Origin of the sequence: Chryseobacterium rhizosphaerae (genome assembly GCF_003385455.1) — a bacterium.
GTDB classification, from domain to species: domain Bacteria; phylum Bacteroidota; class Bacteroidia; order Flavobacteriales; family Weeksellaceae; genus Chryseobacterium; species Chryseobacterium rhizosphaerae.
Genome location: NZ_QNUF01000003.1, coordinates 67,645 through 86,229, shown reverse-complemented (window position 1 = coordinate 86,229; position 18,585 = coordinate 67,645). Strand labels below are relative to the sequence as shown.

Sequence of the window (18,585 nt, the reverse complement as noted above, 5' to 3'; positions counted from 1 at the left end):
TAGATTACCATTCTGTTACGTACCTTAATTCAAAAAAATAAACATGAGTTTAGAATCGCAAAATGTTACGGATTACCCTAACACGAATACCATATTCATGGTGTGGAAGCTTAATGATGTTCCGCAGCTGAAAGATGTTTTCCAGGAGCTATGTGCTTTGGTTTTAAATCTTAATAATTCTGTTTTCAACAGATTCCCGGGCAGCAGAGCAAGCTGTGTGATGGGAATTGGTTTTGAAGCATGGAAAAAGCTAAGTCTTCCTACTCCTATGCCCAAGGAACTTGCGAATTTCGAAGAGATAATAGGGATAAAGCATACTGCTGTTTCTACTCCCGGAGATTTGCATTTTCATTTAAGAGCAGACAATCAAAGTGTTATATTCGATATGGGTATTGAAATCTCAAAACTATTAAGTTCCGTAGCAGAAAGTATTCTGGAAATTCATGGATTTAAATATTGGGATGCAAGGTCTATTCTTGGTTTTGTAGACGGAACAGAAAACCCACACGGAGAAGACCGTGATTATTTTGCGAAAATTGGAAATGAAGATTCTCAATATCAGGGAGGAAGCTATCTTTTTGTTCAGAAATATCTTCATAATATGGATGCCTGGAAAAGTCTTTCTACAGAAGATCAGGAGAAGGTAATCGGCAGATCAAAGGAAAATGATATTGAAATGTCTGATGAAGTAAAACCTTCAAACTCACATATTGCTTTAGCGAATGTAGAAGGAGAGAATGGTGAAGAACTTAAGATTGTAAGAGATAATATGCCTTTCGGAAACCCTTCTAAAAATGAATTTGGAACCTATTTCATTTCTTACGCAAGTACTTTTACCACTACGAAAAAGATGTTGACCCATATGTTTATTGGAGATCCTCCGGGAAATTATGACCGGATTTTAGACTTCAGTACAGCAGTAACGGGTACGCTCTTCTTTGTTCCAACCAGAAATATGCTTGACGAATTTTCAGGATAATATAAGAAAAAAGGCTGCTTCTTTACGGAGGCAGCCCTTTTATCAATTACTTACAGAGATGATATCAAATGACAATCTCAATCACACATTCCGATAGGAAGTTGGCACATGACAGTCTGGGAACATGGATAGTCTGTTTGTGCAACGCAACATGCCGAATATCCATTATAATAAGCAGGATATTTAAATTTCCCCTGGCAGTTTGATGCTGAATTTCCGCCTAATACTTCCTTTAAGCTTTGTCTCTTTAATTTCTTTAGGTTTTTCATGGCTTTTGTTTTGAAATTATATCACTAATTTATGAAAAAATAATACGCAAATCTGAATTTAATAAAAAATTGTTATTCAGTATTTTGCATCATTAAAAAAGCCCTGGGAATCCCAAGGCTTTTATTGATATATTATGTTTGTAATCCTATTTCAGGCTTCCTACCATGTCTTCAGGTTTTACCCATTCATCAAACTGTTCGGCAGTTAAAAGCCCCAGATTTACAGCTTCTTCTTTTAACGTGGTCCCATTTTTATGGGCTGTTTTTGCAATTTTAGCTGCATTTTCATAACCAATATGAGTATTAAGAGCTGTTACAAGCATTAAAGACTTGTCAACAAGCTCTTTAATTCTCTCGTGATTAGGCTCAATTCCAACTGCACAGTGATCATTAAATGAAATACATGCATCGGCAATCAACTGGGCAGATTGTAAGAAATTGTAAGCCATAACAGGTTTAAAGACATTAAGCTCATAATTTCCCTGAGTTCCGGCAAAAGAAATGGTGGTATCATTTCCTAAAACCTGAGCACAAACCATAGTTAGCGCCTCATTTTGAGTAGGGTTTACTTTCCCCGGCATGATAGATGATCCAGGTTCATTTTCTGGAATGTGAATTTCACCAATTCCTGATCTTGGTCCTGAGGCCAATAACCTGATGTCCTGTGCAATTTTGAATAACGATACGGCAAGCTGTTTTAAAGCACCATGACTTTCAACAATAGCATCATGAGCAGCAAGAGCTTCAAATTTATTTTCTGCAGTAATAAAAGGTAGGTTGGTGAATTTTGCAATATGTTCAGCTACTTTTACATCATAGCCGTTTGGAGTATTTAACCCGGTTCCTACTGCTGTTCCACCAAGTGCAAGTTCAGAAAGGTGAGGAAGTGTATTTTTTAAAGCTCTTAAGCCAAATTCCAACTGAGCGACATATCCTGAAAATTCCTGTCCAAGGGTAAGTGGAGTAGCATCCATCAGGTGGGTTCTTCCGATTTTTACAACATCCTTGAATGCTTTGGATTTTTCAGATAATGTATTTTTTAATTTTTCTACAGCAGGTATCGTTACCTCTACTACTTTTTTATAAGCAGCAATATGCATCGCTGTAGGATAGGTATCATTGGATGATTGAGATTTATTGACATCATCGTTTGGGTGGATTTCAGATTTCTCTCCTAAAGTACCTCCATTATTGACATGCGCCCTGTTGGAAACAACTTCGTTGACATTCATGTTTGACTGAGTTCCCGACCCGGTTTGCCAAATAACCAGTGGGAATTGATCATTAAGTTTTCCTTCCAGAATTTCATCACAGACCTTAGCAATCATATCCCTTTTTTCAGCAGCAAGAACTCCCAAATCGCTGTTGGCGTACGCTGCTGCTTTTTTCAAATAGGCAAATGCTTCAATGATTTCGTGGGGCATTGAACCCTCAGGACCTATTTTAAAATTATTTCTGGAACGCTCTGTCTGTGCTCCCCAAAATTTGTCTGCAGGTACCTGCACTTCGCCCATGGTGTCTTTTTCTATTCTGTAATTCATTGTGATTGAAATTTTTATAAAGTTACTGATAACACCAGAATTTCGCAATTTATAATCATTATAAATATCAATTTTAATGACTGATTTTACTCATATTTTTTTACGGTAGCCGTATTTTTGTGCAAACAAAAAATTGAATGGAATTTAGATATCAGGATCCGTATCCAATTCAGAAAGATGATACGGTGTATAAAAAGCTTACATCAGATTATGTAAAAGTTGAAAAATTAGGAGACAGGGAAATCTTAACTGTAGATCCTAAAGGGTTGGAATTACTTGCTGAGGAAGCTATGGCTGACGTTTCTTTTATGTTACGTTCTTCTCACTTAGAGAGTCTTAGAAGAATTATTGATGATCCTGAAGCTACGGACAATGACCGATTTGTTGCTTATAACCTGCTACAGAACGCTGCAGTAGCTGCAGAAGGTGCTCTTCCTTCTTGTCAGGATACAGGAACAGCAATTGTAATGGGTAAAAAAGGAGAAAATGTATACACAGGAGTAGACGACGGTGAATTTTTAAGCCGAGGAATTTTCAATACCTACCAAAAAAGAAACTTAAGATATTCTCAGGTGGTTCCATTAACTATGTTTGATGAGAAAAATTCAGGATCCAACCTTCCGGCACAGATTGATATTTATGCTAAAAAAGGAGATTACTATGAGTTCTTGTTTTTAACAAAAGGAGGAGGTTCTGCCAATAAAACATTCCTGTACCAAAAAACAAAATCTTTACTGAACGAAAAATCTCTTGAAGAGTTTATCAAAGAGAAAATTTCAGATCTTGGAACGGCAGCCTGCCCTCCGTATCACCTTGCTTTAGTCATTGGAGGAACTTCTGCAGAAGCGAACCTTGCTGCTGTAAAGAAAGCTTCGGCTAAGTATTATGATCATCTTCCGACGGAAGGAAATGAAGCCGGACAGGCGTTCAGAGATCTTGAATGGGAGGCTAAAGTTCAGAAAATATGTCAGGAAAGTGCTATTGGAGCACAGTTTGGTGGAAAATATCTTACCCATGATGTAAGAGTGATCAGGCTTCCAAGACACGCAGCTTCATGTCCGGTAGGAATGGGAGTTTCTTGTTCTGCAGATAGAAATATCAAAGGAAAAATTACAAAAGAAGGAATTTTCCTTGAGCAATTGGAACAGGATCCAAAGAGATTTTTACCAGCTACCCCTCCCCATTTGGAAGAAGCGGTGGAAGTTGATTTGAATAAGCCTATGCAGGATATTTTAGCTGATCTTTCAAAATATCCAATCAAAACAAGACTAAAATTAAATGGTACCCTTATCGTAGCAAGAGATATTGCTCATGCTAAGATCAAAGAACTGATAGATAGTGGTAAACCCATGCCAGAGTATTTCAAAAACCACCCGATTTACTATGCAGGACCTGCAAAGACTCCGGAAGGAATGGCATCAGGAAGTTTCGGACCTACTACCGCAGGAAGAATGGATGTATATGTTGACGAGTTTCAAAGCCATGGCGGAAGTATGATCATGCTGGCTAAAGGAAACAGAAGTAAAGATGTTGCAGATGCATGTAATAAATACGGAGGATTCTATCTTGGATCTATCGGAGGGCCTGCAGCTATCCTTGCAAAGGATAATATTGTATCTGTAGATGTTGTGGATTTCCCGGAATTAGGAATGGAAGCCGTAAGAAAAATTGAAGTAAAAGACTTCCCTGCATTCATTATTACGGATGATAAGGGAAACGATTTCTTCGCAAATCTTGCCCACTAGTTAGTTTAAAATTAAAATAAATTATAAAATAGAGCCTATATCTTTTGTGTAAAAAAGAAAAAAGCTCTATTTTTGCCTAAAATCTAAAGAGAATGATAACTATTTTATCAGCATTTTGGCCGTTCTACCAGTTCCTATGGACTGTATTCTTCATTACTATGTTCTTAGTAGGGTTCTGGTGTATTTTTATGTTCTTCGGATTAGTCATTCCAATGTGGCTTACGGAAGGTTTGAAAGAATACTTTGGAAAAGTAAAGGCTTTCGATCCTGAAGATATCAGAAGAAAGAATATTTATGAGCAGGAAGGTGTAGAGGTTCTTTACAACCAACCTAAAGGTAACGGACCTTTCATTCACGATCACGGACATCATCATTAATTGATTGTCATTGCTTTTTCACCTTAATTCTGAAAAAGTAATATCAAAGCAAAACAACATATATAAACCGCTTAATTTTTTAGGCGGTTTTTCTATTTGTTATTTCTCAGGTTTTCAGGAGCAACACCAAATTTCTTTTTAAAAGCACGGGTGAAATTCTGTACATATTCATACCCACATTCAATAGCGATTTCTTTGATCATTACATCACTGTTGGTAATCATTTTTTTTGCCTTCAGCATTCTTAGTTCAGAAATATAATGGGAAATGGTCATATGATATTGACTCTTAAATTCCTGCCGGATGATATTCTGATTAATCCCGATCAGTTTTCCTATTTCCTCAGCCTTTATATTTCTGTGGTAATTTTCATCGATGTATTTCTTGATCATTTCAGGGGCCTTTGGGGCTGATTGTGCGCTGTTTTTTTCGTGGAACTGTTCGAATACAAGAATAAGCAGTTTGATGAGCTTGGCTTCAATAAATAACTTCTGAATAATACCTTTCTTTGAAGAGCCGATGATTTCTTTAAGGATCATATGCATTTCAACAGTCATGGTGGGGGGTGTTTCTTTATGAAAATAGATGAAGCTGTTTCTCATCATGTTTTCCAATATATCAGCACTTTCCTCACTGGATTTGGGGTTGATAAGGTGATTAATATACTGATAGTCAATCCGGATCAGAAGATATTGTAATGCTTCCTGACTATCAGATCGTAATTCTGCTCTGTTTTCTTCTGATGAATAATAAAGAATGTATTGATTTTTTCTGAATACTATTGGAAGATGACCGGCAGATTTTTCAAGATATATGTCCGAACCCAATAGAAAGAGTAGGTTAAAACTCGATCCAGCTTCCAGTATTGACGTTTTTGAATATCGTTCGGAACAAAATTCTATGCTAATATTATCTGAGGCAAATAATATCTTTTCTTCTTCTAAATTACTCATAATCAGTGTTATTTTTGATGGTGTTCATATATAACTCCTATATCGGATAACTAAAAGTTGGAAAATGATAACTCTGAATTAAACGGGTAAGCTACTTTTGCGCAAAATTAAATTAAATTTAGAATAATTAAAAATAATATTGATTATGTTTGAAAATCTATATTTTGTGATGAGAAAACTAAGCGCGGGAATGATGCTGATACTCATCGCTTTGAATGGTTTATATGCGCAGGGAAATCCTCAAAATTGTACCAATGCAGACCCTGGAAATAATCCTGGAGATGTAGGATGTGTGAAATTTGCTTACCAGGGCCAAACAGTTTCTTATACGACTGTAAGAGCTAATGATGGAAAAATATGGCTGCAGCAGAACCTGGGAAGCTCTAAAGTAGCCTCTTCTCTGGATGATGAAGCTTCATATGGAGATCTCTTTCAGTGGGGAAGATGGGATGACGGCCATCAGCTAAGAAATTCCGCCACAGTTTCTGCTCCTACTCCTAACAGGCCGGACGGTTTAGCAGGGGTGAGCTCGTACATCATAGGAACACCCGCGTGGTGGTCTACTCTTGAAGCTAATGATGAATGGACCGCAAAGAACATAGATGGGCTGGGAAAGACAGTGGGTGTAGACCCATGCAAGGCAATAGGTGCCAATTGGAGAATGCCAACACAGGCAGACTGGGCAAGTATTGTTAGCCTTGAAAGTGTTACGGCCCCCGCAAGCGCTTACAGCAGTCATCTGAAATTGCCTGCAGGAGGATATCGCAGTTCTTCAGACGCTGGTTTTACTTTTGTAGGAAAGAGAGGGTATTTCTGGAGTTCGGATGTATCCGGGCTTGGAGGGAAATATCTGTACGTAGGGACCATAAGTGCTAATGCCTCAGCAGGGGCACCCAGAGGGCAGGGAGCATCAGTAAGATGTATTAAACCTACCTCGGCACTTGCTACTTCGGAGGTAAGACTAAATCATAACAGCATAGGGATGTATCCCAATCCAACAAAAGGAATTCTTACCATTAAAGCAGATTCCTCGATTGAAAGTATAATGATAACGAATACGGTAGGACAAAAGATGGACGCCGGGTTTTCAAATGATCAGGTTAATATGACAGGACTTCCGGACGGTTTATACATTGTAGAAATAAAATTAAAAAACGGACAGACCGTTTCTAAAAAGATTATTAAAGGATAAGCAGTCTTCATGTAGAATCACTGTATTCCCTTTACATAAAATAGTTCACTTCAATTACAATTACTTTTATTAGGGAGGCTTATGAAATTTTTCATAAGCCTTTTTTATGCTGTGTTTGTAAATCATAAAAACGGCTTTTGCATATTGAAAAAAATAGTCTACTTTTGCAGTAGATTTATCAAGAAAGGTGGAGGGATTTGGCCCAAAGAAACCTTAGCAACCTACACAATTCCAGAAGTGTAAAGGTGCTAATTCCAACCCGATGGGGGAGATAATTGAAGTCAATATTCTTATATGAATTCCATTTCTTGAAGTCTTGTGTGTCTGAGGATTGATTCTCGGAATGTATAATAATTTTTGCAGGAACAAAAGATGAAAAAAATAAGCATAGCTGTATTATTGCTTGGCACCATTGGGATCGCTGCCCAGGAACAGGAAGAAAAAGGAAAACAAATTGAAGATATTATCATCGTAGGAAATCGTAATGTTAAAAGGACAAAACTTGAAACACCGGTTCCCGTAGATGTTATTAATATTGAAAAAATACAGAAAGCATCCCCCCAAATAACGGTTCAGGATTTATTGAACTATGTTATTCCCTCATTTAATTCTGTAAGACAGTCTGCTTCTGACGGAACCGAGCATATTGATCCTGTAACATTAAGAGGAATGGGCCCGGATCAGGTCTTAGTATTGGTTAATGGAAAAAGAAGACATACCACTTCTTTGGTCAATTATCAGAATACCGTTGGAAATGGCTCTGTGGGAACAGATTTGAGTACAATTCCTGTTATTGCTATTGAAAAAATTGAAGTATTAAGAGATGGGGCGGCAGCTCAGTATGGTTCTGATGCCATTGCGGGAGTAATCAATATTATACTCAAAAAAAATGCAGGCGCTTCAGCAAGTATTACTTACGGATTAAGCGGAAGGAATGATGGAGACACCTACCAGGCAGGAGTTAATTATGGGGCTTCATTAGGAAAAAAAGAAGGGTATGTCAATCTTTCATTACAGCTAAGCCACAGAGGGAAAACAACGAGGACTCAAAATCATGATTTGGATATTTTCGGAAATAATTTTGCGTATCCTTTCGCAGATGATCCGGAGGCGGCAAGAGCCGCAGATGATGAGGAAATTAGAAAAAGAGGTTTAACCCGTGACGATTTCAACTTTCAGATCGGAGATGCACAGATCAAACAAGCGCAGCTGTTTTTTAATTCAGAATATTCTTTTAATGATCATTTTAAACTCTATTCATTTGGTGGTTTCAGTATCAAAGAAGGAAAAGGATATGGCTTCAGAAGACTTCCCAGTGAAACGTTTAATGTTGTTTCATCACTTTATCCCAACGGATTTCAGGCGGAGCTGGGATCTCAGGTATATGATATCTCTTATGCTGTCGGAGCAAAATATAATGTAAACAACTGGCTTTTTGATGTAAGCAATACGTTTGGAAACAATACTTTCAATTATAACGTAAGCAATACGAATAATGCTTCTTTAGGAGCAAAATCACCGACCCGATTTTATGCCGGGGCACACAGTTTTCTGCAAAATACCCTTAATCTTGACGTCTCTAAAAATATAAACCGGTTTAATATAGCATTTGGAGGTGAATTCAGATTTGAACAATATCAGATTAAATCCGGAGATCCTGCATCCTATACCCAATATGATGTCAACGGAAATGTAGCAGGTACGGGATCAACAGTGATAGGAGCAGGGGGATCGCAGTCATTCATCGGCTTTTCACCGGATAATACCTTAAAAAAAGACAGACATTCTACAGCGGTATATGCTGATATATCTTATGATTTGGATAAAAAGCTGAATATTGATGCTGCGGCAAGATTTGAAAACTATTCTGATTTTGGAAATACCCTGAATGGAAAACTCGCTGTACGATATGAGTTTTTAAAAAATTATGCGGTAAGAGCAGCTGTAGGAACGGGTTTCAGAGCACCTTCTCTGCAACAGCAGTATTTCAACAATTCTTATGCAGATATTTCAACTTCAGGGTCCACAATTGTAACTAAAGGAATTTTTAATAACGACAGTAAAGCGGCACAGGTTCTTGGATTCGATAAGTTAAAACAGGAAACCTCGGTCAACGGAAGCCTTGGATTTACTTTAAAACCGGCGAAAGGACTATTCATTACTTTAGATGGTTATATCATTAAAGTGAAAGACAGAATTGTCATTACAAGTAATATTACAGATTCCAGATTATCAGATCCTGATGTAGTAGGGGTGGGAAAAGAAGTCGAAAGCGGTAGGTTTTTTGCCAATGCTATTGATACGGAGACCAAAGGCGTGGATTTGGTTATTTCCTACGACTGGAAATTGGGTGGAGGAAACCTGAATATGAACCTTGCCGGAAATTATACAGAAACAAAAATTACAGATTTTCATTTCCCTGAAAACCTGGGAACTCCTCAGAATGAGTTTTTTGGGCCTGATCAGATCAATATTATAGAAACTTTATCACCCAAAACAAAGGCCTCATTAGGATTGAATTATGGAATAGGAAAGTTTAATTTTCTCGTAAGAAATACCTATTTTGGTAAAGTAATAAGAGACGGATATCCTTTTGGAAGCGTTCAGGAATTTTCACCGAAAGTGATTACAGATGTCAGTGTAGGGTATGATATTACAAAAAACATCAACTTTACCGTAGGTGCTAATAATGTCTTTGATGTGTTCCCGGATCGTCAGATTTATGAAAATTCATATTATGGAGTATTTAAATATGCTCCGGTACAAATGGGAACATTAGGTAGCTATTTCTTCGGAAGGCTTAATTTTAATTTTTAATCATTAATGAATACTCCTTCACATCAGATCGGCTGGAAAACAGCTGCAGCCATTGTGGTTTCCAATATGATAGGAACCGGAATTTTTACAACACTGGGATTTCAGTTATCTGATATTACCAATACCTACAGCATCTTTCTGCTATGGGGTATTGGTGGGATTCTGGCATTATTCGGGGCTTTTTGCTACGCTGAATTAGGATCCCATTTTAAAGGCAATGGTGGAGATTTCATTTATCTCAAAGAAACCTATCATCCGTTATTTGGGTACCTTATCAGTTGGATATCTTTGATTATCGGCTTCTCTTCTCCGGTGGCTTTAGCGGCATTAGCCATGTCAAAATATCTTTCAGTATTTCAATACACATTTGGAAATGGTTTTGCCATCGCTGCAATTTTTCTGGTGGCTGCCGCCTTATCATTTAGTTTAAAAGCTTCAAGTAGGTTTCATAATTTTTTTACATTAATCAAGATCACCTTTATTATCGTTTTGGTTATTTTGGGCGTGGGACTTTCGGAATCTGACCAGATAGGAAACAGTCTTAATTTCAGTGACAGCTGGCAGAATGAAATCATGCTTCCTGCTTTTGCTACTTCCCTGGTATTTGTTACCTATTCTTATACAGGCTGGAATTCAGCGTCTTATATCGCGGGAGAAATAAAGGATGTGCAGAAAAATCTTCCTAAATCTCTGATTATAGGGACTGTTTTTGTGACAGTAAGCTATATTTTAGTCAATTACATTATGCTGAAACATGCCTCAGTGAATCAATTGGCAGGAAAAGAAGATGTAATGGGTGAAGCGGCAGTTAATATGCTGGGCTCTACCTTTGGAAAAATAGTGAATATCTTTATTGCCTTACAACTGATTGCAACCATTAGTGGGTATTTATGGGTAGGTTCGAGGCTTACTCAGGCTTTTGCGAAGGATACTTATCTGTGGAAGCCTCTTTCCACGGGTAACAAAAAAGGAATCCCGGTAAGAGCTATTTTTGCCCATGCTGTTATTGCTTCAGTAATTATTTTAACAGGAAGTTTTAAGGAAATTTTCGTCTATACAGCATTCATTCTTCAGTTATTTGCCAGTCTGGCCATTTCTACGGTTTTTTTTCTTAAAAAAGAAGACCGGAAAATATTTAAATCCAATGCTTTTTATATTTTTCCCACGGTTTTTTTACTGTTCAGTATTTATATTCTTTATTTTACCCTGATTCATAATCCTAAGGAAAGTTTTATTGGGCTGGGAATTGTAGCTGTAGGAATTGTACTGTACTTAATAGACAGAAAACTTTCTAAAAGAAGTAAGCCGGAAATGGATGATTCCAAAAGCGAATAAGACAATTGATAAATTGACCTTTTGGATTTTTAGTCTAATGCTCAAAAATTTATGCTGATTTGTAATTTTAATTTTGAATTAATAATCCTTATCTTTGCACCCACAAAAATTCTATAATGTCTAAATCATTAATTCCAAAATTAGAAGCTATAAAACAAAGATATAATGAGGTTGCAGACCTTATTATACAGCCTGATGTCATTTCAGACCAAAAAAGATATTCTTCTTTAAACAAAGAATATAGTGATTTGGGCAAAATTGTAAAGGTTTATGATCAGTACAAAGGAGCTTTGGACGCTATTGAAGAATCTGATGAGATCATTGCTGATGGTTCGGATAGAGATTTGGTAGATCTTGCAAAAGAAGAAAAATTAGAAGCTCAGGCTAAGATTCCAGGTTTGGAAGAAGAGCTGAAAGTATTGCTTATTCCTAAAGATCCTGCAGATGACAAAAACATTATTGTGGAATTACGTGCCGGAACCGGAGGTGATGAAGCCGCTATTTTTGTGGAAGATATCTACAGAATGTATTCCATGTACTTCAAAACAAAAGGATGGAGACATGAAGTGACAGATTCTAATGAAGCTGCGAAAGGATACAAGGAATTGATTATGAAGGTGGAAGGTGAAGGTGTTTATGGGATTATGAAATTTGAATCAGGAGTTCACCGTGTGCAGCGTGTACCGGAAACAGAATCTCAGGGAAGGGTTCATACCTCTGCAATTACCATTGCTGTTTTACCTGAAGCTGAAGAAGTGGATGTAGAGATTAACCCGGCTGATATTGAAATGCAGACTTCACGTTCAGGAGGAGCAGGAGGTCAGAATGTTAACAAGGTTGAAACTAAAGTTCAGCTTACACACAAGCCTTCAGGTCTTGTAGTGGTTTGCCAGCAGGCCCGTTCTCAGCTAGCTAACCGTGAATTGGCAATGGAAATGCTTCGTGCCAAATTATATGATATCAAATTGCAGGAAGTTCAGGGAGATATTGCTGCCCAGAGAAAAACCATGGTTTCTACAGGAGACCGTTCTGCAAAAATCAAAACATATAATTATCCTCAGGGAAGAGTAACAGACCATAGAATCAATAAATCTATGTATAATCTTGATGCCTACATGAATGGAGATATCGCGGAAATGATAGATGCTGTAATCATGGCAGAAAATGCAGAAAAGATGAAAGGAGAAGAAGAAAATTATTAAAATATTTAAAAATAAAAATAAAGCCTCCGATTTTTTTGGAGGCTTTATTTTTTCCAAATCAACAACATATCATAAAATATAAACTATGAAAAACTACAAAATTATTTTATTTTTAGTACTTACCATGCTGGGTAATTATGCAACGGCCCAGACAGAAGTAAAAAAACCGGCAGAAGCTTTTGAATTGTTTTTTGGAGCATTTGTGAATAATGATGATGCTTCAATTGGTAAGCTTAATGATTATCTAAGACCTACTGTAGAAGGTCAGGATGCTTATCAGGTCAACTTTAAAGACACTTCTGAAGAAACAGTTAAGACGACAGCCGAAAACTTTCTGACAGCTTTCCCAAAAACAGTAGCCTCAGCTTGTAAAAAAGAAGCTGAAGATTACTTCAGAGTGATGTTTGAAAACTTCAGAAAAGGAAAACTTAGTGTTAAAAGTGTGAAGGTAGTGCCGAATGAATATGTGGAGGGTCAAAAAATTGCAGAGGTAAGTTATGCCGTAAGCTTTAAAGTTCCTTCAAAATTAGCCCCGGAACCTACAGAAAATCCACAGAAAGTAAAAGCTGAAGACTTGAAGAAATATCTTACTCAGTCTGTTCAGGATTTTAAAAATGCAGATAAAACGGTGAGTGTTGATCAGGAGTTCAGTTTGTATGAACTTAAAGAAAACAATAAAATATATTACTGGAACGGTAGCCCGGATGAGATTGTTACCAACCTGACCGATTTCTATTTTGATAGTTTCGGATCGAAAGAATAGTGTGATTACTAATATATTAAAGATTTAAAAGCCCTGTTTTCGGGGCTTTTTTTATTTCACATACTTTACGTATTTTTGAGAAAACCGTTCACTATGAATTTTAAACCTATATTATTAACTGCTGGAGTTCTGTTTTCAGCATCTTTTTATTCTCAAAAAATGAATTATCCTAAAGCATTAAAAGGAAGCCAGACTGATACCTATTTTGGGAGTGCTGTAGCTGATCCTTTCAGAGATTTGGAAAATGATTCGGCGCCTACTAAAAAATGGGTGGATGAAGAAGTAGCCTACAGCCAGAATTATCTTTCAAAAATTCCATTCAGAGATAAAATTAAAGATCAGCTGAGAGAGATCTGGAATTATGAGAAAATTTCAGCCCCTTTCAAAGAAGGAGATTATACATATTATTCTAAAAACGATGGTTTACAGGCACAGTCTGTTTTGTACAGAACAGACAATAAGACCAAAGCAACAGAAGTATTTTTAGATCCTAATAAATTTTCAGAAAAAGGTACCACTTCACTTTCACAGCTTTCATTTAATAAAAAAGGAAATTTAGCTGCTTATTCCATTTCGGAAGGAGGAAGTGACTGGAACAAAATTATCATCATTGACGCGATTACAAAAAAGCAGATTGATGAAACCTTATTAGATGTGAAATTCAGCGGTATTTCATGGCAGGGAGACGAAGGTTTCTATTATTCAAGTTATGATAAACCAAAAGAAGGAACGGTGCTTTCTGGAATGACGGATAAGCATAAGGTATATTTTCATAAACTGGGAACCAAGCAGTCTGAAGATAAGCTGATTTTCGGTGGCGAAAAAACCCCAAGAAGATATCTGGGAGCAAATGTTTCTGAAGATCAACGATTTCTGATTATTTCTGCGGCCAATGCAACCAATGGAAATGAATTGTATATTAAAGATTTAAAGAATGGAGGAGACTTTGTACAGATTACAAAAGGATTTGATATTAATGCCAGTATCGTAGATACAGAAGGAGATGATCTTTTTATTTCTACAGATAAAGATGCTCCGAATATGCGTCTTGTGAAAACCTCAATTAAAAATCCAGCTCCTGAAACTTGGAAAGATGTGATTCCTCAGACTGAAAATGTGTTGGGGATTACCCAGGGAGGAGGATATTTCTTTGCTACGTATATGATTGATGCCATTGATCAGGTAAAACAATTTGATAAGACAGGAAAATTAATCAGAGAAATAACACTTCCTGGAAAAGGGAATATTTCCGGTTTTGGAGGAAAAGAAAAGGAAAAAGAAGTATATTATTCATTCAGTAATTATATCACACCGGGAACCACCTATAAATTTAATGTAGATTCGGGTAAATCTGAAGTTTACCAGAAGCCGAAAGTGAAATTTAATCCTGAAGATTATGTCTCTGAACAGGTATTCTATACTTCTAAGGATGGTACAAAGGTTCCTATGATGATTAATTATAAAAAAGGAACTAAGCTTGATGGTAAAAACCCTACTATTTTATATTCTTATGGAGGTTTCAACATCAGTTTACAGCCCTCTTTCTCTGTAGTGAATGCCATCTGGATGGAAAATGGTGGTATTTATGCCGTTCCAAATATCCGTGGTGGGGGTGAATATGGAAAAAAATGGCATGATGCCGGAACCAAAATGCAGAAAAGAAACGTTTTCGAAGACTTTATTGCTGCCGGAGAATACCTGCAAAGTAAAGGCTATACTTCAAAAGAATACATGGCCCTTTCAGGAAGATCAAACGGAGGATTATTGGTAGGAGCTACCATGACTATCCGTCCGGATTTAGCAAGAGTAGCATTCCCGGGAGTTGGCGTTTTGGATATGTTGAGATATAATAAATTTACTGCCGGTGCCGGTTGGGCTTATGACTATGGAACAGCGGAAGATAATAAAGAGATGTTTGAATATCTTAAATCATATTCTCCGGTTCACAACGTAAAAGCTGGTACGTGTTACCCATCTACAATGATTATTACAAGTGATCACGATGACAGGGTAGTTCCGGCTCACTCATTCAAATTCGGAGCAGAACTTCAGGATAAGCAGGCGTGTAAAAATCCTATTTTATTAAGAATAGAAAAAAATGCAGGTCATGGCGCAGGAAGATCTACAGAACAAGTGATTGCTGAAAATGCGGATCTCATATCGTTTGCTTTGTATGAGATGGGAATTAAGAAATAATAGATAAATAATAAAAAAATAACAAAAATGGCTGATTTTATTAAAAATCAGCCATTTTTTTAGAGGTTACTTTGATTGTAATTAGTATTTTTACCATGGATATTTAAAGTTTACTAATTTTTATTCAATTAAGTAATTATGAAAAAAAGAATTTTACTAGTTTGTGCACTAGCGGCTGGGCTATCCAGCTTTAATGCACAAAGGTGGACGCCTGCATCACAAAGAACGTCCGAAATCAGAAAAGAAGTAGAAGTTCAACATTCTTATAGACTAGATTTACAGTCTCTTAGGAGCGTTTTAAAGGATGCTGTGGAAACAGGAAAAGGAGCTCAGGCGGTTATTGTTTCTTTACCTACAGCAGAAGGGAAGATTGAAAGATTTGCTGTATATAGTGATCCTGTAATGGAGAAATCTATGGCAGACAGATATCAGCTAGGATCTTATATGGGAGTTGGGGTAGACGATCCGTCTAAATATTTAAGATTCAGTACTTCTCCAAGGGAAATGCAGTCCATGATTATTAAAGATGGGAAATTCCAGTTTATTGAGCCTATTACTACAGATAAGCAAGTATATGGTGTTTTCTATAAAACAAAGAGAACGGAAGGAGAACATGGTTTCGAATGTACAACAGATGAGAAGAATTTTAAAGATATAAAGTCATTAGAAGCTTATGGTAGAAATACTCTGTCTAATATTAATGCAGGAAATACTAACAGACCAGCCAGTACAAAGTTCAGAACTTACAGATTAGCTTTAGCAGTTACAGGTGAATACACCCAAAAATTTGATCCAAATGGGGGAACTGCTAATACAGTAGCGCAAATGAATGCTACAATGAATCGCGTAAATGGTATTTTTCAGAAAGATTTTGGAATAAAGTTAATTATTCAGGATCTTCCTAATATCATTTACACAAATCCTGCTACAGATTTTTATACACCTCCAGTAGCACAAAATGATCCTTCATTGAATTTACAATTACAAAGGATGCTGACTCTAGATGTAGGAAATGCCAACTATGATATGGGGCATGTATTCAATGCAGCAGGGGGAAATGGTAATGCTGGATCTATCGGATCTACATGTGTTAATCCTGCAAATACAAACTCTTTAGCAAAAGGTTCTGCTTTTACTCAAATGGCAAACCCAACGGGAGATGCTTTTGATATAGATTATGCAGCTCATGAAATGGGACACCAGCTAGGTGCAAACCATACATTTTCACACAACTCAGAAGGATCGGGAGTAAACATAGAGCCAGGTGGTGGTACTACCATAATGGGATATGCCGGAATTACAGGAGATAATGTACAGAACTTTACTGATGCCTATTTTCATTATTCGTCTGTGAACCAGGTATTAAACAAGCTGGATAGCAAGACAACATGCGGGGTGTGGCAGGATATAACAACCAATACCGCTCCGGTAATTTCACCTCTTACTGCTTATAATATTCCTAAAGGTACTGCGTATTATCTGGATGCTGCAGCTACAGATGCTGATCCTATTAAATATACATGGGAACAATATGACAGTGCTGATTCATACCATTCAATATCCGGTGACAGTGGTTGGGGATATAATTCTCAGGGAGCATTGACAAGATCTTATTTTGGAACAGCCAGTGGAAGAAGATATTTTCCAAGCCTTCCTATAGTAATGTCAGGAAATTTAACAGATAAAACAAAATGGGAAACCGTTTCTTATATTCCAAGAACTCTTAAGTATGCGGTAACTGTTAGGGACGAAAATGCTACTCCAATGTTAGTATCGGCGGAAACTACGGTTAATGTTAAAGATGATGGCCCTTTCAAATTTAAAGGTCTTACTGAAGCTACAGTACTATACAATAATGCTGCTAATACAATTTCATGGGATGTAGTGAATACTAACTCTGCACCATACAATGTAGCTAACGTAAAAATAGAATACACAACGGATCTTGTAAACGGATCTTCATGGACAGAGCTTGTAGCTTCTACTCCTAATACAGGAAGTTATACTGGCCAGATCCCTTCTGGTGTTACAGGTCCTATTAAATTAAAAATTTCTGCAATTGGAAATATATTCTATGCAGTATCTCCAAAAGTTGCTATTGGTACTGCACCAACTTCAACTACAGATGCGCCAACAGGAGTATCTGCGATTGCTGCGGATATATTGAAAAACACGGCTGTTGTAGGCTGGAATAGTGTTCCTGGTGCTACTTATTCTATTAATTATAGAAAAGCAGGAGTTACTAACTGGACCAATACTACGAGCCCTACTAATTCAGTATTGTTAAGCGCTCTTGAAGATGAAACTAACTATGAAGTACAGGTTGCTGCTGTAGTAAACTCTGTTCCTGGAGCTTTTTCAAATAATTATACCTTCAAAACTAAAGGATTAAGAACAGGAGCAGATTATTGCTTAATGAGTACTGGTGGAAATAGTTTTGCCAACTATGCACTTAACAGTGGTTTAGCTAAATTAAACGTAGCTAATTTGGCTTACTTAGATGCAACTTATAAGAGTATCTTCAGAACTTATTTAGATTTCAGTGAAGATACGACCAAAATGATTAACCTTACTCAGGGAACGCAATATACATTGTCTTACATTGGTATTGGTAACGAAATTGCAGATGATAACTATCCTGACAACGTAGAAGTATGGATCGATTACAACAGGAATGGTGTTTTCGAAAGTACAGAGAAAATTGGATCTAATAGTGCTACTCCTGATGCTAACTCACTACACGCAGGAACAATGACATTTACTGTTCCTGGAGACACCTATTCAGGGGATAAAACTTTAAGAATGAGAGTGGCAAATACCTCTTTTGTTACTGCTAGCGGACCATGTAGTAGCCCATCTTATTTAGAAGGTGGAGGAATCTATTCAGTTGGTTCATTTAAAGATTTCCCGGTTAAAATTGCAGGGAACCTGGCAGTAGGTGAAGTAAACAGTACAAAAACTTCTGAAGTGTCTATCTACCCTAACCCTGCTGATACTTTTGTAGAAGTGAAAAACCTTAAAGGTAAAGCAGATTACAAAATCTACAGTGCAGACGGTAGATTGGTTCAGGAAGGTAAGATTGAAGGTAGAATCAATGTTGCTTCATTAGTTAAAGGAATGTATGTAGTAACAATCAAAGACGAGAAAAATACGTACAATACTAAGCTTATCAAAAAATAAGCAAAGCGTATATCTATCATAAAGGCCGGGCATTTG

General features: G+C 37.0%; 13 protein-coding genes and 1 riboswitch. Of the genes, 10 read left to right on the top strand and 3 right to left on the bottom strand.

Going from position 1 to position 18,585, the window contains the following annotated elements:
- Positions 1-43 precede the first annotated feature (43 nt).
- Positions 44-979, top strand: a complete 936-nt coding sequence (locus DRF57_RS03340) for a Dyp-type peroxidase (RefSeq protein ID WP_115916919.1) — start codon at positions 44-46, stop codon at positions 977-979.
- A gap of 77 nt (positions 980-1,056) precedes the next feature.
- Here the strand turns inward: DRF57_RS03340 and DRF57_RS23520 are convergent, their stop codons facing one another.
- On the bottom strand, positions 1,057-1,248 hold the full coding sequence (locus tag DRF57_RS23520) for a bacteriocin-like protein (protein ID WP_123863272.1): 192 nt from the start codon (positions 1,246-1,248) through the stop codon (positions 1,057-1,059).
- A 146-nt stretch (positions 1,249-1,394) separates the two neighbouring features.
- On the bottom strand, positions 1,395-2,789 hold the full coding sequence (gene fumC, locus DRF57_RS03335) for a class II fumarate hydratase (RefSeq protein WP_115916917.1): 1,395 nt from the start codon (positions 2,787-2,789) through the stop codon (positions 1,395-1,397).
- Between the two features lie 137 nt (positions 2,790-2,926).
- On the opposite strand from fumC, the gene DRF57_RS03330 reads away from it, so the two are divergent.
- Positions 2,927-4,534 (top strand): fumarate hydratase, encoded by a 1,608-nt coding sequence (locus tag DRF57_RS03330; protein ID WP_047491865.1) that lies wholly within the window; start codon positions 2,927-2,929, stop codon positions 4,532-4,534.
- 92 nt (positions 4,535-4,626) lie between these two features.
- Positions 4,627-4,911 carry a hypothetical protein gene (locus DRF57_RS03325; protein ID WP_174772367.1) on the top strand — a complete coding sequence of 95 codons (285 nt, stop codon included), beginning with the start codon at positions 4,627-4,629 and terminating at the stop codon, positions 4,909-4,911.
- Positions 4,912-5,003: 92 nt separating this feature from the next.
- Here the strand turns inward: DRF57_RS03325 and DRF57_RS03320 are convergent, their stop codons facing one another.
- Positions 5,004-5,864 (bottom strand): AraC family transcriptional regulator, encoded by an 861-nt coding sequence (locus DRF57_RS03320; RefSeq protein ID WP_115916915.1) that lies wholly within the window; start codon positions 5,862-5,864, stop codon positions 5,004-5,006.
- 169 nt (positions 5,865-6,033) lie between these two features.
- Between DRF57_RS03320 and DRF57_RS03315 the strand changes: the two genes are divergently transcribed.
- The 7 genes from DRF57_RS03315 (at position 6,034) to DRF57_RS03285 (ending at position 18,549) form a co-directional block, all read left to right on the top strand.
- Positions 6,034-7,056: a T9SS type A sorting domain-containing protein gene (locus DRF57_RS03315; RefSeq protein ID WP_167449340.1), complete on the top strand. Its 1,023-nt coding sequence runs from the start codon at positions 6,034-6,036 to the stop codon at positions 7,054-7,056.
- A gap of 172 nt (positions 7,057-7,228) precedes the next feature.
- A riboswitch (SAM riboswitch) is annotated at positions 7,229-7,334 on the top strand.
- A gap of 94 nt (positions 7,335-7,428) precedes the next feature.
- Positions 7,429-9,873, top strand: coding sequence for a TonB-dependent receptor plug domain-containing protein (locus DRF57_RS03310; protein ID WP_115916911.1), 2,445 nt, complete (start codon positions 7,429-7,431; stop codon positions 9,871-9,873).
- Between the two features lie 6 nt (positions 9,874-9,879).
- Positions 9,880-11,208 carry an APC family permease gene (locus tag DRF57_RS03305; protein WP_115916909.1) on the top strand — a complete coding sequence of 443 codons (1,329 nt, stop codon included), beginning with the start codon at positions 9,880-9,882 and terminating at the stop codon, positions 11,206-11,208.
- Between the two features lie 116 nt (positions 11,209-11,324).
- A complete protein-coding gene (gene prfA, locus DRF57_RS03300) occupies positions 11,325-12,410 on the top strand; it encodes a peptide chain release factor 1 (RefSeq protein WP_047491851.1) in 1,086 nt (361 codons plus the stop codon).
- 85 nt (positions 12,411-12,495) lie between these two features.
- Complete coding sequence (locus DRF57_RS03295; protein WP_084086985.1) at positions 12,496-13,173, top strand: hypothetical protein; 678 nt, start codon at positions 12,496-12,498, stop codon at positions 13,171-13,173.
- Positions 13,174-13,266: 93 nt separating this feature from the next.
- Positions 13,267-15,369 carry a prolyl oligopeptidase family serine peptidase gene (locus DRF57_RS03290; protein WP_115916907.1) on the top strand — a complete coding sequence of 701 codons (2,103 nt, stop codon included), beginning with the start codon at positions 13,267-13,269 and terminating at the stop codon, positions 15,367-15,369.
- 138 nt (positions 15,370-15,507) lie between these two features.
- Positions 15,508-18,549, top strand: a complete 3,042-nt coding sequence (locus DRF57_RS03285) for a reprolysin-like metallopeptidase (protein WP_115916905.1) — start codon at positions 15,508-15,510, stop codon at positions 18,547-18,549.
- Positions 18,550-18,585 lie beyond the last annotated feature (36 nt).